At 57.0% G+C, this 19,246-nt stretch carries 15 protein-coding genes and 2 tRNA genes; 7 read left to right on the forward strand and 10 right to left on the reverse strand.

Going from position 1 to position 19,246, the window contains the following annotated elements; all coding sequences use genetic code 11:
* The first annotated feature begins 171 nt into the window (after positions 1–171).
* Entirely contained in the window at positions 172–987 is an 816-nt protein-coding gene (locus HMPREF1556_RS03665) for a GIN domain-containing protein (protein ID WP_232299033.1), read from the forward strand.
* A gap of 96 nt (positions 988–1,083) precedes the next feature.
* On the opposite strand, the gene HMPREF1556_RS03670 is transcribed toward HMPREF1556_RS03665, so the two are convergent.
* From HMPREF1556_RS03670 to ftsH, 3 genes are read right to left on the reverse strand one after another with little or no spacing between them, the layout of a single operon-like run.
* Entirely contained in the window at positions 1,084–2,634 is a 1,551-nt protein-coding gene (locus tag HMPREF1556_RS03670) for a glycoside hydrolase family 10 protein (protein ID WP_052332611.1), read from the reverse strand.
* A 31-nt stretch (positions 2,635–2,665) separates the two neighbouring features.
* The gene (locus HMPREF1556_RS03675; protein WP_021666921.1) at positions 2,666–3,481 is read right to left on the reverse strand and encodes a phosphatidate cytidylyltransferase; all 816 of its coding nucleotides are present in this window, start codon (positions 3,479–3,481) and stop codon (positions 2,666–2,668) included.
* An 8-nt stretch (positions 3,482–3,489) separates the two neighbouring features.
* Entirely contained in the window at positions 3,490–5,508 is a 2,019-nt protein-coding gene (gene ftsH, locus HMPREF1556_RS03680) for an ATP-dependent zinc metalloprotease FtsH (protein WP_021666922.1), read from the reverse strand.
* A gap of 692 nt (positions 5,509–6,200) precedes the next feature.
* Here ftsH and HMPREF1556_RS03685 point away from each other — a divergent pair.
* The gene (locus HMPREF1556_RS03685; RefSeq protein ID WP_157047508.1) at positions 6,201–6,599 is read left to right on the forward strand and encodes a hypothetical protein; all 399 of its coding nucleotides are present in this window, start codon (positions 6,201–6,203) and stop codon (positions 6,597–6,599) included.
* Positions 6,600–6,744: 145 nt separating this feature from the next.
* On the opposite strand, the gene HMPREF1556_RS03690 is transcribed toward HMPREF1556_RS03685, so the two are convergent.
* Both HMPREF1556_RS03690 and HMPREF1556_RS03695 read right to left on the reverse strand, forming a co-directional pair.
* Positions 6,745–6,832, reverse strand: a tRNA-Ser gene (locus HMPREF1556_RS03690).
* A 252-nt stretch (positions 6,833–7,084) separates the two neighbouring features.
* Positions 7,085–7,783, reverse strand: a complete 699-nt coding sequence (locus HMPREF1556_RS03695; protein WP_021666925.1) for a YjjG family noncanonical pyrimidine nucleotidase — start codon at positions 7,781–7,783, stop codon at positions 7,085–7,087.
* 339 nt (positions 7,784–8,122) lie between these two features.
* On the opposite strand from HMPREF1556_RS03695, the gene HMPREF1556_RS03700 reads away from it, so the two are divergent.
* The 4 genes from HMPREF1556_RS03700 (at position 8,123) to HMPREF1556_RS03715 (ending at position 12,686) form a co-directional block, all read left to right on the forward strand.
* On the forward strand, positions 8,123–8,614 hold the full coding sequence (locus HMPREF1556_RS03700; RefSeq protein ID WP_021666926.1) for a 3'-5' exonuclease: 492 nt from the start codon (positions 8,123–8,125) through the stop codon (positions 8,612–8,614).
* A gap of 172 nt (positions 8,615–8,786) precedes the next feature.
* A complete protein-coding gene (typA, locus tag HMPREF1556_RS03705) occupies positions 8,787–10,592 on the forward strand; it encodes a translational GTPase TypA (protein ID WP_021666927.1) in 1,806 nt (601 codons plus the stop codon).
* 148 nt (positions 10,593–10,740) lie between these two features.
* The gene (locus HMPREF1556_RS03710) at positions 10,741–11,922 is read left to right on the forward strand and encodes a dicarboxylate/amino acid:cation symporter (RefSeq protein WP_021666928.1); all 1,182 of its coding nucleotides are present in this window, start codon (positions 10,741–10,743) and stop codon (positions 11,920–11,922) included.
* The gene (locus HMPREF1556_RS03715; protein ID WP_021666929.1) at positions 11,922–12,686 is read left to right on the forward strand and encodes an HAD family phosphatase; all 765 of its coding nucleotides are present in this window, start codon (positions 11,922–11,924) and stop codon (positions 12,684–12,686) included. Before HMPREF1556_RS03710 ends, HMPREF1556_RS03715 begins: the two co-directional genes overlap by 1 nt.
* 693 nt (positions 12,687–13,379) lie before the next feature.
* On the opposite strand, the gene HMPREF1556_RS03720 is transcribed toward HMPREF1556_RS03715, so the two are convergent.
* The 5 genes from HMPREF1556_RS03720 to HMPREF1556_RS03740 all read right to left on the reverse strand — a co-directional run bounded on the left by HMPREF1556_RS03720 (position 13,380) and on the right by HMPREF1556_RS03740 (position 17,805).
* Positions 13,380–14,864: a family 20 glycosylhydrolase gene (locus HMPREF1556_RS03720; protein WP_021666931.1), complete on the reverse strand. Its 1,485-nt coding sequence runs from the start codon at positions 14,862–14,864 to the stop codon at positions 13,380–13,382.
* Positions 14,865–15,071: 207 nt separating this feature from the next.
* Positions 15,072–15,145, reverse strand: a tRNA-Thr gene (locus HMPREF1556_RS03725).
* Positions 15,146–15,311: 166 nt separating this feature from the next.
* Positions 15,312–16,508 (reverse strand): GTPase ObgE, encoded by a 1,197-nt coding sequence (obgE, locus tag HMPREF1556_RS03730; protein ID WP_021666932.1) that lies wholly within the window; start codon positions 16,506–16,508, stop codon positions 15,312–15,314.
* Between the two features lie 169 nt (positions 16,509–16,677).
* Entirely contained in the window at positions 16,678–17,250 is a 573-nt protein-coding gene (locus HMPREF1556_RS03735) for an adenylate kinase (RefSeq protein ID WP_021666933.1), read from the reverse strand.
* Between the two features lie 18 nt (positions 17,251–17,268).
* Positions 17,269–17,805, reverse strand: coding sequence for a phosphoribosyltransferase (locus HMPREF1556_RS03740; RefSeq protein ID WP_021666934.1), 537 nt, complete (start codon positions 17,803–17,805; stop codon positions 17,269–17,271).
* Between the two features lie 466 nt (positions 17,806–18,271).
* On the opposite strand from HMPREF1556_RS03740, the gene HMPREF1556_RS03745 reads away from it, so the two are divergent.
* The gene (locus tag HMPREF1556_RS03745; protein ID WP_044125184.1) at positions 18,272–19,198 is read left to right on the forward strand and encodes a DMT family transporter; all 927 of its coding nucleotides are present in this window, start codon (positions 18,272–18,274) and stop codon (positions 19,196–19,198) included.
* Positions 19,199–19,246: the final 48 nt, after the last annotated feature.

The following is a 19,246-nucleotide window of genomic DNA, read 5'->3' on the forward strand; positions in this document are numbered from 1 at the left end:
CGTGGGTCGCATCGACGACCTACTGTAGGTTTCATTTTGGGGGTATCGGGAGGCCTCTCGAAAGGGTAGCTTAGAGAACGAAAATTAGCGTATAGAAGATGTGGAACAGATGTGCTACCTTTGATGTGTATAACTCTTACTGATAACCCCCTTTGTAGACACATGACGAACATGAAGAATTACTCTAGATTTGGCTACTTCCTCTCTCTGGGGGTAGTAGCCCTCCTCCTGCTGTCCTCCTGCCGACGGAGTGCCCGTGTGGGCTTTGCCGAAGCAGATGCGAAGAAGCTCCCTACCTGCGACCAGATCATCATAGACTATCCCCTGGATGTCACCATACACCTGGGGCAGTCTACAGCGGTCGTCTTCGGAGACAAGATGCCCAAGAAAGTCCTTGATGAACTTGAATTCAAGACGAAGGGGACGACGCTACTCATCGCTTCGAAGCGAGAGCTCGGAGAGAACTGGACCGATGCTCGCCATCGGGAGGATCGTGCGCATATCGACGTCTATCTCCCCGAACTCAAGGAGCTAGAAGCGACCTCCGCAGCTCAGGTGCGCCTGGCCGATAGCCTCCGTCAGTCTCATTTCGCCATTAACCTCTCAGGCGCCTCGCAGCTCACAGGCCTTCGACTCAGTACCGACGATCTGCGCCTCTTCTCTTCAGGGGCAAGTAGCATCGAAGGCTCCATCCAGGTGACTAATGGAATGGAGGTAGTCGGAGCGGGAGCTTCCTCCTGTCATCTCTCGGGGATGGTAGGTGCGCTTCGCTTGATCCTCTCAGGAGCGAGCGAATTTGATGCTCCGAGCCTTCGGGTGCGTCAGGCAGAGGCCCGGACCTCCGGAGCTTCGAGCGCAGACCTAGGTGCTATCGATACCTTGGGCTACCAAGTCTCAGGTGCTTCGAGCCTGCTCTATCGAGGCAAGCCCGTCATCACCGAGCAGTCTTCGACAGGAGCAAGTTCGGTGAAGCAACAGGCGAACTGATGCCCCTTCCCTCCAATAGAGGGGTGTAGAAAAAGTCAAGGGCCACAGACACGATTGTCTGTGGCCCTTGACTTTATTTATAGCCGAATGACGGGGCTAGAAGTTGATCTTGATCGATGCTGGACGGCTCTCTTGCCAGAAGCGATTGATCGCTGTGACGAGGAACTGATAGGTCGAGCCCTGGGGCATGCTGGGGAGGATATAATAGGGGTTGGTCGAGATGCTCACCAGATAGCTGGGGTTAGAGATATCAGGACGTACCCCCTCGGGGAAAGCGTAGACTGCATAGTAGAAGGCCGATGCTGGCTCGTTGGGCTCTCTGTAGTCGTCCCAGAGGAGCATGTGCCCGTCTTCGTTCGTATCCTCTAGGATGAGGCTGATGGCAGCAGGGGTCTTAGTCTTGCCTAAGGCACCACGATATTCGGGCAGGAGGGCTCGATAGCTCTGGTAGCGAGCGATGAGGCTGTCCCCTACGCCCTTGTAGTTGCGCACGAGGTCTTCCCCTGACCACCAGGAATTCCCTTGGCTGTGCTGCCGGCTCAGAGCGAGCTTACTCGCCAGCTGATCTCCATCCATGGTGCGAGTGACATTCTGACCGATGTAGAGCTGGGTCTTCTTGTGGGGGATATGTCGATCCCACCAGTGGGTGAGCTCCTCGTAGTCCGCTACCTGATGACCGATATTCCAGTAGACTTGTGGGATGACGTAGTCGATCCATCCTTCCTTAGCCCAGTGTAGGATGTCAGCATTCAGATCGTCATACGCCTGGAGACCATTAGTTCTGCTCCCTAGGCGAGAGGACGACTCATTGCGGTAGATACCGAAGGGGCTGACCCCGAAGCGCACCCATGGCTTGGTCTCGAGGATCGTCTGACGGACCGTGTAGATGAGGCGGTTGACATTCTCTCTGCGCCACTCTGCCTTCTGCTCGGGGCGATAGCCCGTGGGGAGGCCATAGCGACTGAAGCTCTCTTCGTCGTCGAACTCCAGCCCGTCCTTAGGATATGGGTAGAAGTAGTCGTCGAAGTGCAGGGCATCCACGTCGTAACGCTCCACGATATCCTTCACGATGGAATTGATGTAGCGGACGCTTTGGGGATTACCTGGATCCATGTAGAGTAGCTTGCCGTAGCGGATGAAGAGCTCAGGGTAGCGACGTGCAGGGTGCGTGGGAGCTAGGTAGGCATCAGCGTTGCCAGCGCCACGGTAGGGATTGACCCAAGCATGTACTTCCATCCCTCGAGCATGACACTCGTCGATGACGAAGCCGAGTGGATCCCAAGGACTATCGGGAGCGACGCCCTGCTTCCCCGTGAGGTACTTGCTCCAGGGCTCAAGGCTACTTTGGTAGAAGGCATCCCCTTCAGCTCGCACCTGGAAGATGACGGCATTGCACCCTAGACGCTGAAGCAAGGCGATACGATTCGATAGGAGCTGGCGTGCCTCTTCTCTTGATAGCTGGGCGTAGTCGCTACGATAGATCGTAGGTAGCCAAGCTCCTCTGAACTCTCGCTTCAGCGGACGAGTAGGATCCGACGAAGCATCCCGACGTGTGTGTATAGCACACGAAGAGAATAGCCAGAGGCAAGCAAAGAAAACAAAGAGGGGGGAGGTGCGTAGAGCTCCAAGACCTAGTCGAGTATTCATCGAGGAGGATAGAGGAATGGTGTATGGGATTCTAGGAGAGATGTAGGTGCTGGTAGGTCTGGAGCACCCAGAGGAAGAAGGCCATGAAGGGCAGGACGAAGAGCAGGCTGTCGATACGGTCGAGGATACCACCATGCCCAGGGATGATGTTCCCGGAGTCCTTGACACCGACGCTGCGCTTGATCATAGACTCGAAGAGGTCTCCCCACGTAGCGACGATGGAGATGAGTACCCCGTAGTAGGAGAGTTCCCACCCGAGGATCAGCCCGGCTGCTGCGGTCGAGGCGATAAGTCCACCGATGAAGCCTTCCCAGCTCTTCTTAGGAGAGACGGAGGGGAAGAGCTTGTGCTTGCCCAGCGTAGAGCCAGCTAGGTAAGCACCCGTATCATTGACCCAGATGCAGACGAAGATAGCTAGGAGGATCATCGAGGTCTGCTCGTCGCTGTAGAAGATATTGGCGATGCTGAGGAAGCCCCCGACATAGACCTGTCCGAAGAGGATCTTCGCTAGATCGGTAGGCATAGCTGCACGCTCGCTGTAGATACTACGTACGAGGATGTAGAGCAGGTAGCCTGCGTAGGGGATGAGGAAGGCTGCATGCTCTATCCCCATATCGGCGATCTCATGAGTTGCCCAGAAGAGGTATACAGCTGCGACGGCATCGGTGATACGTCTCAAGGGGAAGATACGGTGGGTGGAGACTAGATTGGACCATTCCCAGGTACCGAGGAAGACGAGGAGACTGAAGACGGTCATGTAGACGAGATGCTCTCTCAGCAGGAGTGCTGCCAGGATCAGACCTACGTAGATGGCGCCAAAGATGGCTCGCTTGAGGAGGTTACTCATTACTATTGTTATTGGGTATTTACTTCTGCTTCTGTTGTCGAAGTAGTGGGGGAGGGAGCTTCGTCAGGGCCTTGCTCCGTGCTGGGGCTCTTAGCCTCTTCGTTGGCAAGGATCAGCTCTTCGGTTCGGCTTACCCAAGCACGCTTGCCGAAGATATGCTCTACGTCCTCGGTGTAGATGACTTCACGATCTAGGAGAAGCTGAGTCAGCGCCTTGAGTCCCTCGGCATGCTCACGAAGGAGCTCCTTGGCTCGCTCGTACTCGAGGTGAACGATCTCCCGTGCCTCTTGGTCGATGAGCTCCGCCGTACGATCGCTATAGGGCTTGGTGATGCCGTAGCCGTCGCCCTGCATGTCGTAGTAGTTCACGTTGGGGAGCTTGTCGCTCATCCCGTAGTAGGCGACCATGGCATAGGCCGTCTTGGTCGTATGCTCTAGGTCGTTGGCTGCACCTGTGGAGATACGTCCGAGGAAGACCTCTTCGGCGGCACGACCTGCTAGGGTAGCACACATTTGATCACGGAGGGCTTGTGTCGTGGTGATCTGACGCTCTTCAGGAAGGTACCACGCTGCGCCAAGCGCCTTACCACGTGGGACGATGGTGACCTTGACAAGGGGATTGGCGTACTTGAGGAACCAGCTGACCGTCGCATGACCTGCTTCGTGCAGGGCGATGCTGTGGCGCTCTTCTTCGGTCGTCATCTTATTCTTCTTCTCCAGCCCGCCGACGACTCGGTCGATGGCGTTCATGAAGTCCTCTCTAGAGATGAAGTCCTTACCTGCACGGGCAGCGATCAGGGCAGCCTCGTTACATATATTGGCAATGTCTGCTCCGGAGAAGCCTGGCGTGCGCCGTGCAAGTAGATCTACATCTACTGTATCGTCGATCTTGAGCGGACGAAGGTGGACGAGGAAGATCTCCTTGCGGTCGTGTACATCGGGTAGGTCGACGTAGATCTGACGGTCGAAGCGTCCTGCACGAAGGAGGGCGGAGTCAAGGATATCGGCTCGGTTCGTCGCTGCAAGGACGATGATCCCGCTATTCGTGCCGAAGCCATCCATCTCGGTGAGTAGCTGGTTGAGGGTATTCTCCCGTTCGTCGTTGCCACCAAGGTTATTGTTCTTACCACGGGCACGACCGACGGCATCGATTTCGTCGATGAAGATGATACAGGGCGCCTTCTCCTTGGCCTTCTGGAAGAGGTCACGCACACGGGAAGCACCTACCCCGACGAACATCTCGACGAAGTCCGATCCCGCCAGCGAGAAGAAGGGCACGTGCGCTTCGCCTGCCACGGCCTTAGCCAGCAAAGTCTTCCCCGTCCCTGGAGGGCCAACGAGGAGCGCACCCTTGGGGATCTTCCCCCCGAGCTGGGTGTACTTGGCTGGGTTCTTGAGGAAGTGGACGATCTCTTCTACTTCGACCTTGGCTTCGTGAAGCCCGGCGACGTCCTTGAAGGTGACTACGTTGCCCTCCTTCTCGTAGAGCTGAGCCTTGCTCTTGCCTATGCTGAAGAGCCCGCCTCCGGTCATGCCGCCACCGCCACCACCAGCGCTACGACGGAGCATGAAGTTCCAGAAGATGATAATGATGATGAAGGGCGCTATATTAATAAGGAGTGTCAGCAAGCCCGAGCGGGATTCCTTGTACGTGACCTTGGCCGTGATCCCGCTCTGGTCGTAGAAGTCCGAGAAGCGGTCCACCGAAGGGATCTCTGTGGTGAGGGTGTATTCGACGCGTTGCTGCTGTCGTCCGAGCACGGGCGACTTCTGAGCGAAGATGCTATCGGCAGCCTGCTTCGTCAGTTGGCCTGTGGCTGTCTTGTCCCCGCGGTCGACGGTGATCTGGGAGAATGCGCCGTTGCGAGCCACTCGCTGGAATTCATCCCAGCTCAAGGTCTTGCTTTCGCCGAAGCCACTATCCCAGAGGAAGAGCCCTCCGAGGACTGCGAGGATGATCGCATAGATCCAGAGCTCGTTGAAGCGGAAGGGCTTTCCAGACTTACCTGTCCTTTTGTTTTGTATCATTCGTTGTTCTATTTGTCTTGTTTAAGTATTGGCTGAAGGTCGAGATCCCTCCCGCCTTCGGCTGTACTACTAACAAAGACCATGCCTGCTAAGTTTGTTGGTGGCCTCTAACGACCCATTGCTCCCGCCTTCTCTTGTCACGTCGGGTCGGGAGGTGGGGGAAAGTAAAGAGAGCGATGAAGCGAGGTTCACTCTACTTGATCGCTCTTGATGATAGAGGGGAGGATGCTGGGGCACCTCCTCGTTGCCCTGTGGGAGGGCGGACTTCAAGACCAGCCTCTCATCCCCCGAGAGTTTCCTGCTTCCTGGAGGGGTGAAGGCTAGGGAGAGAGACCCTCCGCTTTTTGCTGTGTAAAGGTACAACATTGCCCGTACCCGCCCAAACCCAGTGCTCTACACCCCGCCCACCATCCCTAGCTAGAACGTGGCGTACTGAAGATAGTTGAAGGTAGGACGGAGTGTAAAGCTCCAAACAGTTATCTCCAAGTATCCCTATAATCTCGCTCGTCTTTGCTCTCTTGAAGAGTACTATAGCCTTTCTATATATAATCCCTGATATATCGTACTTTTGTTAGGAAGAAAACTAAGAGCTTATGAAGCACAGATACACTACTATCATTATCGGGGCAATCGTACTCGTCACGGTGGGGTTACTCACGGGATGCGTAACATTACGCCCAGCGACCATCCAGATGAATAAAGACATCCGAGCTTATACTCATGTCTACATTCCTGCAACTCAAACGAAGGAGAGCGCCATAGGAGTGCCAATGGTAGGAGTGATCCTTCCCTATGCTCAGTCTGTCAACCCGAGGGATGTGATCGCAGGAGGATTCTCTAAAAGAGGCTTCATCGTCTTGCATGATATAGAAGAGCGAGTTCGACCGAAGACCCTTATCGTAAGCTATGGGGAAAGTGGAAGGCGAAGGGTAGCTCTGGGTATGGGCTCGACAACAGAAGTAATCTTACAGTTGGTGTCTGCCGAAACGGGGGAACTTGTCGGCACAGCGACGGCTGAAGGCTGTGGCGATACAGAGTCGGACGACATCAAGCAAGCTATAGAAAGAGCACTAGCTACTCTATTCAAATAGCCCTTTTGTGTAGCAGTTTCTGTAGCAGAAACTGCTACATTGGGGAGGAATATGTCCTAGGATTGGGTCGGTCTCCATGGACCGAATACAAGCGAAAAACCCGCTGTAGAAGCTGAACTTCTACAGCGGGTTTCTTTCTGTTTTGCGGAGAGGGCGGGATTCGAACCCGCGAAACGCTTTTGGCGTTTACACACTTTCCAGGCGTGCCTCTTCAACCACTCGAGCACCTCTCCTTTAGTTGGGCTTTCTGAATGTAAGCCCTTGCTGGAAAGCTCCGCAAAGGTATAATAATATCTGTACACTTCCAAAAGTGACAACTCAGCCTTCTCGCTGGGGGATTTCGCCTCGAACTCGAAGAGGAGGAGAGCTGAAGCGAAGGTTAGGGTAGAGCCGAAGCGAAGGGGGACGAAGGGTCGGAGCGAGGCCCTAGGGAGAGATGAGGCAGGGCGCTGGGCTAAGTCCAGGGGAAAAGGGCGGGGAGGCGCCTAGAGGAAGGACTTGAGTTCGCCGAGGCGATGGATGACGTGATTGAGGGGGAGCGCTTCGGGAAGCGGGTTGCCTTGGCGATTGTACCAACAGCGGTCCATCGCCACACGAGCCGCCCCCGCCATGTCGGCGCTGATGCTGTCGCCGATGAAGAGGACGTCGCTGGGCTGCGTGTTGCTTCGACGCATGGCCTCGAGGAAGAAGCTCTCCGAAGGCTTCTCTGCACCGATGTCGTCCGACACGAAGAGGTCGGAGAAGTAGTCGAGGATGCCGGCCTTCTTCAGGCGGGAGCGCTGCATGTCCATTAGACCGTTGGAGGCGACGTAGAGGCGGTAGCGCTGGCTGAGGTAGTCGAGCGTCTCGGTGACTTCGGGCTCGAGGACAGCTTCTTCGTGGAGGAGCTGGTGGAAGAGCCGAGTCATCTCCTGGCTGTCGCCCTGAAGTCCGATGGCCTGGAGGAGGCGGGGGAAGATCAGATCGTGGATCTCTTGGACACTGATTAGTTCCCGCTTCTGCTGGCTCCAGAGGACTTCGCCGATCCAATAGAAGACTTCGAAGTACGTCGGTTCGTAGTTCATGCCTTGAGCAAGGAAGGTCTTCCGAAGTGCCGTCTCAGAGGAGGGGCGGAAGGTCAGCAGGGTATTGTCGACGTCAATGAAGAGCGCTGAATATTGAGGCTGTATAGGGGTTAATTTCATAGAGAGCAAAGATATATATCGGGGGGCAAAGGTACGCCAAAGCTAGCAGAGCCACATCGCCGGTTTTTACTGAATTTGCTCGGGGGCTTCGTTTGGCCCTTTTCCTTGGGTAGAAAGGAGGCCTTTTCTTAGCCCCTTCGAAGACCCCCAAATAAAACCTACTGTAGGTCGTCGAAGCGACCCACGGTAGGTCGCTTGACCGATCCACGGTAGGTCGTTTCGGCGACCTACCGTAGGGTCCTAAACACCCCCTCCCAGCTCCCTTGGGAAGCGACTTCTTGGACGGGGCTAAATCCGTACCTTTACCTTCCAGTAGAAACAGCTACTCCTTTACACAAGATGGATACATTTGTAGCAATAGACTTCGAGACGGCAAACAGAGAGCGAAGTAGCGTGTGTAGCATCGGTCTGGTCTTCGTCGAAGGTGGCCAGATCACAGACACCTATTACCGCCTGATACGCCCACTGCCGAACTACTACAGTCGCTTCAATACCGAGGTGCACGGCCTGACGGCTCGGGATACGAATACGGCGGCCTCCTTTGATGAGGTCTGGCGGGAACTTCTTCCTCGCATCGGAAGCCTTCCGCTCGTAGCACATAATAGTAGTTTCGACGAAGGATGTCTGCGTGCCGTGCTGGCGGCCTACGGACTGCCTCCGCATCAGAATGCCTTCTTCTGCACCTGTCGACAGGCACGTCGGGTCTTCCCCCGCCTGCCGAACCATCGCCTAGACACCGTCGCTCGGCACGTGGGCTATAGGCTGGATCACCATCACCACGCCCTAGCGGATGCTGAGGCCTGCGCCTACATCGCCCTCCGGGTCTTCTGAGGCTGAGAGTACTTATAGGTTAGCTCTTCTTCGTCCTCCCCTTGGGGCTTCGGTCGTCCTCTCCAAGTGTTAATTCTCGGTAGAAACTACTCGTCTTTTCTCCTCTCTACACGGGCTAAGTGTATAGAATTGACTACCTTTGTCGCCGTAATAGACGAACTTATATATTAAGATGCAAGACATTCGCAACATAGCAATTATCGCCCACGTCGACCATGGTAAGACGACGCTGGTCGATAAGATGCTCCTGGCCGGCAAACTCTTCAGAGATGATAAGGCTGCCGAAGTAGATACCTACCTAGATAACAATGACCTAGAGCGAGAGCGTGGGATCACCATCCTCTCGAAGAATGTCAGCATCCGCTACAAGGATGTCAAGATCAATATCATCGATACCCCAGGGCACGCCGACTTCGGGGGCGAAGTAGAGCGTGTGCTCAATCTCGCCGACGGATGTCTCTTGCTCGTCGACGCCTTCGAAGGTCCTATGCCTCAGACACGCTTCGTACTGCAGAAGGCTATCGAGATGGGGCTTAAGCCGATCGTCGTCATCAATAAGGTCGACAAGCCTAACTGCCGTCCCGAGGAAGTGCAGGATATGGTCTTTGACCTGATGTTTAGCCTCAACGCTAGCGAAGAGCAGCTCGACTTCGAGACCATCTACGGCTCCGCTAAGCAGGGCTGGATGAGCAAGGACTACAAAGAGCCCACCGAAGATATCTCTGTCCTACTGGATACCATCCTCGAGCAGATCCCTGCTCCTACGCAGATCGAAGGGCCTGCACAGATGCTGATCACTTCGCTAGACTATTCCTCTTATGTCGGGCGTATCGCCGTAGGGCGTGTACACCGAGGTACCTTCACCGAAGGACAGGAGGTCGCCCTCTGCAAGCGGGATGGGTCGATCGCAAAGATGAGGATCAAGGAGGTGAACATCTTCGAAGGCCTAGGCCGTACGAAGGTCGATAGCGTCTCGTCGGGCGATATATGTGCACTCGTTGGGATCGAAGGCTTCGAGATCGGGGAGACCCTCACGGACGTTGCTACCCCCGAACCCCTAGAGACCATCGCCGTCGATGAGCCGACGATGAGCATGCTCTTCACGATCAACAATTCGCCTTTCTATGGGCGTGAAGGGAAGTTCGTCACCTCCCGGCATATCCACGACCGTCTGATGAAGGAGCTGGATAAGAACCTAGCTCTGCGTGTCGAGCCCGCCGAGACAGCCGACAGCTGGATCGTGTACGGCCGAGGCGTCCTGCACCTCTCCGTCCTCATCGAGACCATGCGCCGTGAAGGCTACGAGCTCCAGGTCGGCCAGCCCCAGGTCATCATCCACGAGATCGACGGCGTACCCCACGAGCCCGTCGAACTCCTGACGGTAAACCTCCCCGAAGAATCAGCCAGCAAGATCATCGACGTGGTCACTCGTCGTAAGGGAGAGATGACGATGATGGAGACGAAGGGCGACCGTACCTTCCTCGAATTCCACATCCCTTCACGTGGGATCATCGGGCTGAATAACTACGTGCTCACTGCTTCGGCAGGGGAAGCAGTCCTTGCCCATCGCTTCCTCGAGTATCAGCCTTGGAAGGGGGACATCGAGCGTCGTAATAATGGCTCGATCATCGCTCTGGAGACGGGTACGGCCTATGCCTATGCACTGAATAACCTGCAGAGCCGTGGGCGCTTCTTCATCGCTCCGCAGGAAGAAGTCTACGCAGGCCAAGTCGTCGGGGAGCACACCAAGGAAGGCGACCTCGCCGTCAATGTCTGCAAGAGCAAGAAGCTGACGAATATGCGTGCTTCGGGTAGTGACGACAAGGTATCCCTTGCCCCACCCGTGGTCTTCAGCCTAGAGGATGCGCTCGAGTATATCCGCCCCGACGAATATGTCGAGGTGACGCCCGTCTCGATGCGTATGCGCAAGATCATCCTCGACGAGACCGAGCGCAAGCGCCAGAATAGACAAGCCTAAGCACCCACATACATGACCCTATGAGTAGCGACCAATATACGTAGCCTCTTGCTAGAGGGAGTATATTGGTCGCTACTGTTCCTTAAATACGGACTTATGAACGGATAAACGACCACTCACACATACACTCACACTAACTACACGACACATGAAAGCCATTCGTCTGGGGCTCCTTCCCCGTATCATCATCGCCATCGCCCTAGGTATCGGTCTGGGGCTCGTAGTGCCTGATGGGGTGACGCGCCTCTTCTTGACCTTCAACGCAATCTTCTCGCAGTTCCTCGGCTTTGCCATCCCACTGATCATCCTTGCCCTCGTGGCGGAAGCCATCGGGAGCATCGGGCACAGTGCCGGGAAGATGCTCCTACTCACCGTAGCCATCGCTTACGGCTCGACGGTCTTCTCTGGTTACTTGGCCTACTTCACGGGGGATGCTATCTTCCCGCACCTCATCGAGCCGGGGAAGGTAGAGCAACTCCAGAGTGCAGGCGAAGCGCTCACGCCGTACTTCACCATCGAGATGCCTCCGGTGATGGGCGTGATGACGGCGCTGGTCCTCGCCTTCATCCTAGGCTTGGGCGTGGCGCATCTGGAGTCGAAGGCGCTCAAGCACGTGATCGTCGACCTGAAGGATATCATCTCGGACGTCATCGAGAAGGTGATCATTCCGCTTCTCCCGCTCTATATCTTCGGTATCTTCCTCGAGATGGCGAGCAGTGGCAAGGTCGCCGGCGTGCTGGTGGTCTTCATCAAGATCATCGGCGTGATCTTCGCCCTACACATCCTGCTGCTCTTGCTCCAGTTCACCATCGCTGGGGTGATCACGAAGAAGAATCCCCTCAGCCTACTGGGGAATATGCTCCCAGCCTACTTCACGGCGCTGGGCACAGCCTCCTCGGCGGCTACGATCCCCGTGACGCTCGCCCAGTCGAAGAAGAACGGTACCTCCGACGGCGTCGCTTCCTTCGTCGTCCCTCTGTGTGCGACGATTCACCTCTCGGGGAGCACGCTGAAGATCGTCTCCTGCGCCCTAGCTCTTATCCTGATGCAAGGGGGGACGTACGACCTGGGGCTCTTCACGCACTTCATCCTGCTCCTCGGCGTCACCATGGTGGCGGCTCCGGGCGTGCCGGGCGGAGCGATCATGGCGGCGCTAGCGATCCTGCAGTCGATCCTCGGCTTCTCGGTGGAGGAGCAAGCGCTGATGATCTCCCTATACATCACTATGGATAGCTTCGGCACGGCCTGCAACGTGACTGGCGACGGAGCTATCGCCCTCGTCGTAGACAAGCTCCTTGGGCACAAGGTCCAAGGGAGCGCCACAGCATAATGAATCACATCATCGACCGCAAGACTCAAGTCCTCGAGGCCCTAAAGAACTATCGCTGTCGCCTCGCCCCTTCACCCGAAGCGCCTGAGCTTCGGGCCGCCCTCTTCGACATGGATGGCGTGCTCTTCGACTCTATGCCAGCGCACAGCCGTTCGTGGCAGGAAGCTGCTCGGGAAGCGGGCCTAAGGATGAGCGAGGAAGACGCCTACTGGTTCGAAGGCCAGACGGGGGGCTACACGATCACGCTCCTCTACCAGCGCACGCACGGCCGTCCCGCCACGCCCGAAGAGATCGAATGGCTCTACCAGCGCAAGACCGAGCTCTTCAACCGCTACAATTCCGGCAAGACTCTTCCCGGCGTCGAGCAGGTGCTGGCCCAACTCTTCGCCCTTCGTCGCCTCGTCGTCACGGGCTCGTCGCAGGCCTCGCTCCTCGACCGGCTTGACGGCGCCTTCCCCGGGGTCTTCTCGCCCGCCCTCATGGTGACGGGTAAGGACGTGCGCCGAGGCAAGCCCGACCCCGAGCCCTACCTGATGGGCTTGGAGAAGGCGGGGGTACGCCCCTGGGAAGCCTTCGTCGTGGAGAATGCGCCCATGGGTGTCCGCGCGGCCGTCGGAGCGGGGATCTTCACGATCGCCGTGAACACCGGCTTGCTCCCCGACAGTGCCCTCTCCGATGAAGGCGCCGATCTTGTCTTCGCCTCGATGCCCGAATTGGCCGAAGCCCTTCCTCATCTCCTTGCCCTCTGGTCCAAGGCGCTGTAGTTTCCTTCCCTTCGTCCCTCGCCCTCGGGGCTAAGGCGCTGTAGCTACTCCCTCCCTTTTAGGCGGGCAATCGCCTTCCCCTTCCCCCGCCTCAAACGAAGAAGGGCTGGCTTCGCAACTGCGGAGCCAGCCCTTCCTTTTTGTCCTTCGCTGGGCAAGGCGTCCAGCCTCGCGAAGGCTCGTTTTTCTTCCGCCTTGCGCCCAGTGAATGAGCGCTGTGGGCAAGGCGAAAAATTTCCGTACGTAAGAAAATAAATTTCCGTACGTAAGAAAAAATATTTTCGTACGTAAGAAAATTTATTTCTGTGCGCACGAAAATTTCCTTTCGTGCGCACGCCGTTTTTTCGCTCTTCGGAAGGAAGCGTTTTTCCTTCCGAAGGGCGATCTTTTTTCTTCCCTAGAGCGATCCGTTTTCCTTCGGACGAAGGGAAACTTTCCTGCCTAGGGAAAAATATTTTCCAAGCTTGGAAAACGAACTTTCCTACCTTGGAAAATTCCCCGCCTTCCGAACGAAAAATGACGCCTTCCGCAGGGAAAAAATGACGCCGTGCGAAAGGCGGAAAATTTCCGTGCGCACAGAAATAAATTTCCGCATATGCGAAAATATTTTTTCGTATATACGGAAATTTTCTTCCGTATATGCGCCGTTTTTTCGCCCTGCCCACTAGGGGGAATGGAGCGGGCAAAGGGTCGCTAGCGGAGGGCGGTAGAGCCCTTCGTCTCGGGGCGCTTCGGCACGGTGGCTACCGCTGTCGTCGAGGGCGTGGAGGCCTTCGCTCCTTGGGCCTTGGCCAGGTAAGAGAAGGGTTCGCTGACGAAGACCCGAGCCTTGTGCCACAGGAGGCGACGCTCGAAGTCCATGAAGGCTTCCCGAGTCTTCGCACTCACTTCGGGCAGGCCTGCGGAGGTCGAGGCGGAGAAGTAGCCAGAGCCTCCTCCGAGCCAAGCCCGCTCGGCCAGCGCCAGCATGTGCGGGTAGAGCCCGCTGTCGGCCTTCACCGCTCGAGGCGCTTCGGCGGGGCGGTCGCCCCAGACGCAGAGGATCGCTCCCCGCTGGCTCGAGGCGCTGGAGCTCAAGCCCAGGATGCGCCTGCTGTAGAGCATCTCCAGGTCGGCCGAGGGGGCGCTCGCTTTGAAGACCCTCAGGCGGGCTTCGGTGGCGGGCTGGGCGTAGGTGCTGAGCCCCTTGGCGCTCGAGAGGTGAAGGAGGTCGACCGCCTTCTCCCCGAACTGCGCCGTGGGGTCCCAAACGATCGCCTTCCGCCCGAGCGACTCTACGTGCGCCACCAGTTCGGAGGTGAACTGAGGGTCCTTCGGCGAGGCTTCGTCGGTGACGAGGTGGATGTAGGGCACGTCGAGGCGCTCGGAGAGTTCGGTGAGCAGCTCCTTGAGGACACGCTTGCCCTGAGGCGAGTGCATGTCGAAGCCCATGGCACGGGAGAAGAGCGCACTTGCTCCCGCTAGATCAAGCTCGGGGATGAGCGTGATGCGGTGCTCCTGGCACAGACGGGCCAGCTCCTCGAGGTCCGCCGGGCTGTAGTACTTGCCGGGGAGGATCGCCGTGTGCTTCGGGTCGGTGAGCTGTGGGTAACGCTTGCTCCCCAGGCGCCAAGCTTCCTGATCCGTCAGGTGCAGGTGCAGGGCGTTGACTTTGTACTGGGAGAGGAGGCGGATCTGCTTCTTCAGTTCGTCCATGGGCACGAAGGTGTCTCCGAGCCCGAGCATTAAGCCCCGCATGCGGAAGGCGGGCCAGTCGATGATGTCGCACGCCTCCAGTTCGCCCTTCCTGTCGGCCGAGAGGATGAGTTGCTCGAGGGTCTGAAGGCCTCGGTACAGCCCGACTATATCGGGCGAATCGATGGAGATCCCGCTGGGCGTGATGCGCAGGCGGTAAGCTTCGTCCTTGTTGAAGAAGATCTTGGGGATGGAGGGGACGATGGTCGTGCGAATGAAGGTGCTCCCGTGAGCGTCGGCAGAGTAGCCGTGCTTGCGAAGGAGGTCCTTGATCTCGTCTTGGAGGTAGCGCCCCTCGGGCTTGAGCCGGCTGATGGAGCATCTTCCCCGGAGCGTCTCGACGTACTGAGGTCGGGGAAGGAGCTTGTCGACAGATGCTCGGGCGCTTGTGCCCGCCAGCAGAAGACTCCCGAGAGCCAGGAGTAGGTAAGGTCTACGTGCCATGTGGCGAAGTGGTTCGTTGGGGAGAGGTAGCTATCATCCTCTCCGTAGTAAATAGGGATTGCAAGAGTGGGAAGGCGCCCCCCGACAGAAGCGTATCTGACCACGACTAGGGATAGATCTAGTCGTAGAGACGAGGCAAGCCCTCCCTTATTAACGAAGCAAAAGAGGATGTGCAAAAGCGTTTGCACATCCTCTTCTTTCCTTTCGAGCCTCTTGTCGGATTCGAACCAACGACCCCGAGATTACAAATCACGTGCTCTGGCCAACTGAGCTAAAGAGGCAGGTGGGTAAGCGACCTATATCGCACCGCTACGACCTAATACCCTTGCTGCGATCAAGCCCTGGGGGAGTCAAAGGGAGCTGGTCGTATAGGACTTACCCGATGCAAAAGTAGTATAAATATCCGAATATGCAAGGGGGCTAGGCAGAGGGTAAGCCTCTCGGCTCCTAGTCTTGCCCTTCGTCGAGGTCGTCCCAGTCCAGCTCGAGGTCACTGGAGCCGTCGTCAGCCCACTCATCTTCGTCCCAGTCCTCGTCCTCGTCGTCTTGGGCGGGGAGAGGAAGATCCTCGTCGTCGTCCCAGCTGAGGGAGGTGACGTCGATGGCCTGCTGGATAATTGATTCCCGCTGGTGCTTCGTCTCACGGTTGAGCTCCTGCCAGAGCGTATCCTTCAGTTCGGTCAGCCCCTGATGAGCTGCCGCTGAGATGAAGAGGATGGGGAGGTCTTCGGGGAGCTCTTGGTGTAGCTCATCCACGAGCCAGCCCTGGATCTCTTCGTCGATGAGGTCGCTCTTGGTGATGCAGAGTACCTTGCGCTTCTCTGTGAGCTCAGCGTTGTACTTGACTAGCTCTCCTAGGAGGAGGCGATACTCGCTAGCGATGTGCTCGGTATCGGCGGGGATCATGAAGAGGAGCAAGGCATTGCGCTCGATGTGGCGCAGGAAGCGAAGGCCAAGGCCTCGCCCTTCGGCAGCGCCCTCGATGATACCGGGGATGTCGGCCATGACGAAGGAGCGATCATCACGGTAGCGTACCATCCCGAGGTTGGGCTCTAGGGTGGTGAAGGGGTAGTTGGCGATCTTGGGCTTCGCCGCCGTCAGTACGGAGAGGAGGGTAGACTTCCCTGCATTGGGGAGGCCTACTAGCCCTACGTCGGCCAGCATCTTGAGCTGGAGGATGACGGTGAGCTCCTTGGAAGGCTCCCCAGGCTGTGCATAGCGAGGTGCTTGGTTCGTAGAGGTCTTGAAGAAGGTATTGCCCTTCCCTCCACGTCCGCCCTTGACGAGGAGCTCCTGCTGACCATGGCGGTTGAGGTCCATGATGAACTCCCCTGTGAGGGCATCGTAGACTACGGTACCTACGGGGACTTCGATGACCTGGTCCTCGCCGTCACTACCTGTGGAGCGATTGCCACTGCCACTGCCTCCGTTGGTAGCGATGACGTGGCGCTGGTAGCGCAGGTGCAGGAGGGTCCAGTAGTTCTCATTGGCGCGGATGTAGATGTCGCCCCCTCGTCCGCCGTCGCCACCATCGGGGCCACCCTTGGGGATGTACTTCTCTCTACGGAAGTGGGTAGAGCCACGTCCTCCCTTGCCCGAGCGGCAGTAGATCTTGACGTAGTCTACAAAGTTTGATTCTGCCATAGTGGCTCTCCTCTTCTATATTGTGATATGATGAGACAAAAATAAGGAAAGGCACGTACCTGAAGGAGAGCCGGATCTTCGCTCGGGCGAAGAGCTACACTTCAGGTACCATGCCTTGTCCTCCAACCGTGGGTCTTGGAGCTCGCTTCGGCTACAGACAGTGCTGTCTCTAGCCTAGGGTATCTATGACCTCTCCTATGCGAGCTGTGATATCTGAGATAGCGCCACTGCCTGGGATGGCATGGTGGACACCCTTCTTGCTGTAGTGCTCAGCGATAGGGGCGGTCTGAGCGTGATAGACATCGAGGCGCTTCTTGATCGTCTCGAGATTGTCATCGCTACGTCCGCTACCCATCCCTCTCTTGAGGAGGCGCTGGATCAGTTCGTCTTCGCCGACACGGAGCTCGAGGACTGCGTGGACGGCAGTGCCATGCTTGGCAAAGAGTTCGTCAAGGGCTTCCGCCTGAGCGACGGTGCGGGGGAATCCGTCGAGGATGAGTCCACGCTTAGGCTGACGTTCTTCTAGGACCTTCTCGATCATCCCGATGATCAGGCCGTCAGGGACCAGCTGTCCAGCGTCGATGAAGCTCTTAGCGGCCTTACCCAGCTCGCTCTGCTGCTTTATCTCTTCGCGTAGGAGATCCCCCGTAGAGATGTGATCGAACCCATACTGTTCGATGAGGACTTCACTCTGCGTCCCCTTCCCAGAGCCTGGGGCTCCGAAGATCACTAAATTAAGCATCGTTTCTTTCTATCTGTGTTAGTCTTTTAGTTGATAAATATCCTTGAGCATACGTCCGTAGTTATCGTAGTCTAGGCCGTGACCGAGGATGAACTTCGTCTCGATCTCCATGGCTACGTAGTCTGCCTGCACGTCGCACTTGATCGCTTCAGGCTTGATGAGCATGGTGGCGATGTGCACTTCCTTTGCTCCGAGGGAGTAGAAGTGCTTCTTCAGGTGGTACATGGTGAAGCCCGTGTCGATGAGGTCTTCGACGATGACCACGACACGCCCCTCGAGGGACTGGCTCACGGGCATGACCTCCTTGAGCTTGCCTGTACTCTCGGTCCCTTCGTAGCTACTATAGCGAGCGAAGGCTACCTCAAAGTCCTCGTCGATGGCATACATGAGCTCCGAGGCGAACATGAACGAGCCGTTCATGATGCACACGAAGAGCGGATCCCGACCCTTGAAGTCGTCTCTCAGACGCTCTCCGAGCTTCTTGACAGCCTGGCTGATCGTCTTGGCATCGATATAGGGGACGAAGGTGCGCCCCTTGAGTACTATTTCTCTCATTGACAGATGATACTGGTCGTTAACTACTACGGTTAGCTAATAAGAAGATGCAAAGTTAACATTATTATGGGAGATGATGAATTTCGTGAGGAAAGTACCCCTGACGTCGGAGCTGCCTCTGGGGTGGGGGGAGGCCGGAGCACAGGGGGGGCATTTTGCGACCTATGGTAGGTCGCCGAAAAAACCTACTGTAGGTCGCCTGAGACGACCTACCGTGGGTCGCATCGACGACCTACAGTAGGTTTCTTTTCAGCTCTCCAGAAGGGCGTGCCGAAGTTGGGTCGTGGCGATGGGGTTTCTCCCGTGGAAAGGGTACTTCGAAGGGTGGGGGAGGAAGGCCTTCTTTTTCTACCATGAAAATGGAGCGAAATCGGGGGAAGCTGGAGGGGGTAGAAACGAGGGGGAAGAGCCCCCTCCAGAGGTAGCGCTCGGACGAAGGAGGAGGGAGAAAGCGTATCTTTGCGCCATGAAAAACGAAGGAACGAGAGCCCTAGGGGCTCACCTGAGTCTCCTAGGCGCTGCCGTCTGCTGGGGGCTCATGTCGCCTCTGGGGAAGGACGCACTACAGCACGGGATCAGTGGGATCACCTTGGTCTCCTTCAGGGTACTTGGCGGAGCTATACTCTTCTGGCTCGCCTCACTCTTAGCCCCAAGAGAGCGGGTAGCACCTCGGGATCGAGTGCTTTTCGTCGGAGCGGCGATCTTTGGCCTGGTGTGCAATCAGTGCTGCTTCACCATCGGGCTAAGTCTCACGAGCCCCATCAATGCCGGGATCGTCACTACGACGATGCCTATCTTCGCCCTCATCCTGTCGGCCCCCATCCTGAGGGAGCCGATCACCCAGCAGAAGGCACTAGGCGTCGCCCTCGGGTGCTGTGGCGCCTTCCTCCTGATCTGGAGCAGTGCTCAGGCCTCGGGCTCGGCACTCCAGCTGGGGGATATACGTGGGGATCTCCTCTGCGTCGGAGGGCAGGTGTCCTATGCACTGTATCTGACGATCTTCGGGAAACTAGCGAAGAAATATTCGGTCTTCACGGTGAATAAGTGGATGTTCCTCTGGGCGTCGATCCTGCTCCTGCCCTGGACGGCAAGCGAAGTCCTCACGACGAACTTCTCCTCGCTCTCGACGAAGACTCTACTGGAGGTCGGCTACGTCGTCTTCTTCGGCACTTTCGTCAGCTACCTGCTGATGATCAATGGGCAGAGGACGCTTCGCCCCACGGTCGTGAGCATGTACAACTATGTCCAGCCTATCGTGGCTGTCGTGGTGAGTGTCATCCTCGGACTAGCGCTCTTCACCTGGTGGCATGCGCTGGCGATCGTCCTGATCTTCTGTGGTGTCTGGCTCGTGACCATCGCCCGAGGTCGAAGGTCTTCACCCGCCCGATCATAGCGAACCCCTCGGTCGGACTAGCCGAAAACAAGAGCGCCCCCACAGCCT

The sequence above is a fragment of the Porphyromonas sp. oral taxon 278 str. W7784 genome, from assembly GCF_000467855.2.
Classification (GTDB): Bacteria; Bacteroidota; Bacteroidia; order Bacteroidales; family Porphyromonadaceae; genus Porphyromonas.

Bases quoted from the DNA above. Each gene is read 5' to 3' on its own strand.
- HMPREF1556_RS03665 (WP_232299033.1), top strand. From the start codon at position 172: ATGAAGAATTACTCTAGATTTGGCTACTTCCTCTCTCTGGGGGTAGTA.
- HMPREF1556_RS03670 (WP_052332611.1), bottom strand. From the start codon at position 2,634: ATGAATACTCGACTAGGTCTTGGAGCTCTACGCACCTCCCCCCTCTTT.
- HMPREF1556_RS03675 (WP_021666921.1), bottom strand. From the start codon at position 3,481: ATGAGTAACCTCCTCAAGCGAGCCATCTTTGGCGCCATCTACGTAGGT.
- ftsH (WP_021666922.1), bottom strand. From the start codon at position 5,508: ATGATACAAAACAAAAGGACAGGTAAGTCTGGAAAGCCCTTCCGCTTC.
- HMPREF1556_RS03685 (WP_157047508.1), top strand. From the start codon at position 6,201: ATGAATAAAGACATCCGAGCTTATACTCATGTCTACATTCCTGCAACT.
- HMPREF1556_RS03695 (WP_021666925.1), bottom strand. From the start codon at position 7,783: ATGAAATTAACCCCTATACAGCCTCAATATTCAGCGCTCTTCATTGAC.
- HMPREF1556_RS03700 (WP_021666926.1), top strand. From the start codon at position 8,123: ATGGATACATTTGTAGCAATAGACTTCGAGACGGCAAACAGAGAGCGA.
- typA (WP_021666927.1), top strand. From the start codon at position 8,787: ATGCAAGACATTCGCAACATAGCAATTATCGCCCACGTCGACCATGGT.
- HMPREF1556_RS03710 (WP_021666928.1), top strand. From the start codon at position 10,741: ATGAAAGCCATTCGTCTGGGGCTCCTTCCCCGTATCATCATCGCCATC.
- HMPREF1556_RS03715 (WP_021666929.1), top strand. From the start codon at position 11,922: ATGAATCACATCATCGACCGCAAGACTCAAGTCCTCGAGGCCCTAAAG.
- HMPREF1556_RS03720 (WP_021666931.1), bottom strand. From the start codon at position 14,864: ATGGCACGTAGACCTTACCTACTCCTGGCTCTCGGGAGTCTTCTGCTG.
- obgE (WP_021666932.1), bottom strand. From the start codon at position 16,508: ATGGCAGAATCAAACTTTGTAGACTACGTCAAGATCTACTGCCGCTCG.
- HMPREF1556_RS03735 (WP_021666933.1), bottom strand. From the start codon at position 17,250: ATGCTTAATTTAGTGATCTTCGGAGCCCCAGGCTCTGGGAAGGGGACG.
- HMPREF1556_RS03740 (WP_021666934.1), bottom strand. From the start codon at position 17,805: ATGAGAGAAATAGTACTCAAGGGGCGCACCTTCGTCCCCTATATCGAT.
- HMPREF1556_RS03745 (WP_044125184.1), top strand. From the start codon at position 18,272: ATGAAAAACGAAGGAACGAGAGCCCTAGGGGCTCACCTGAGTCTCCTA.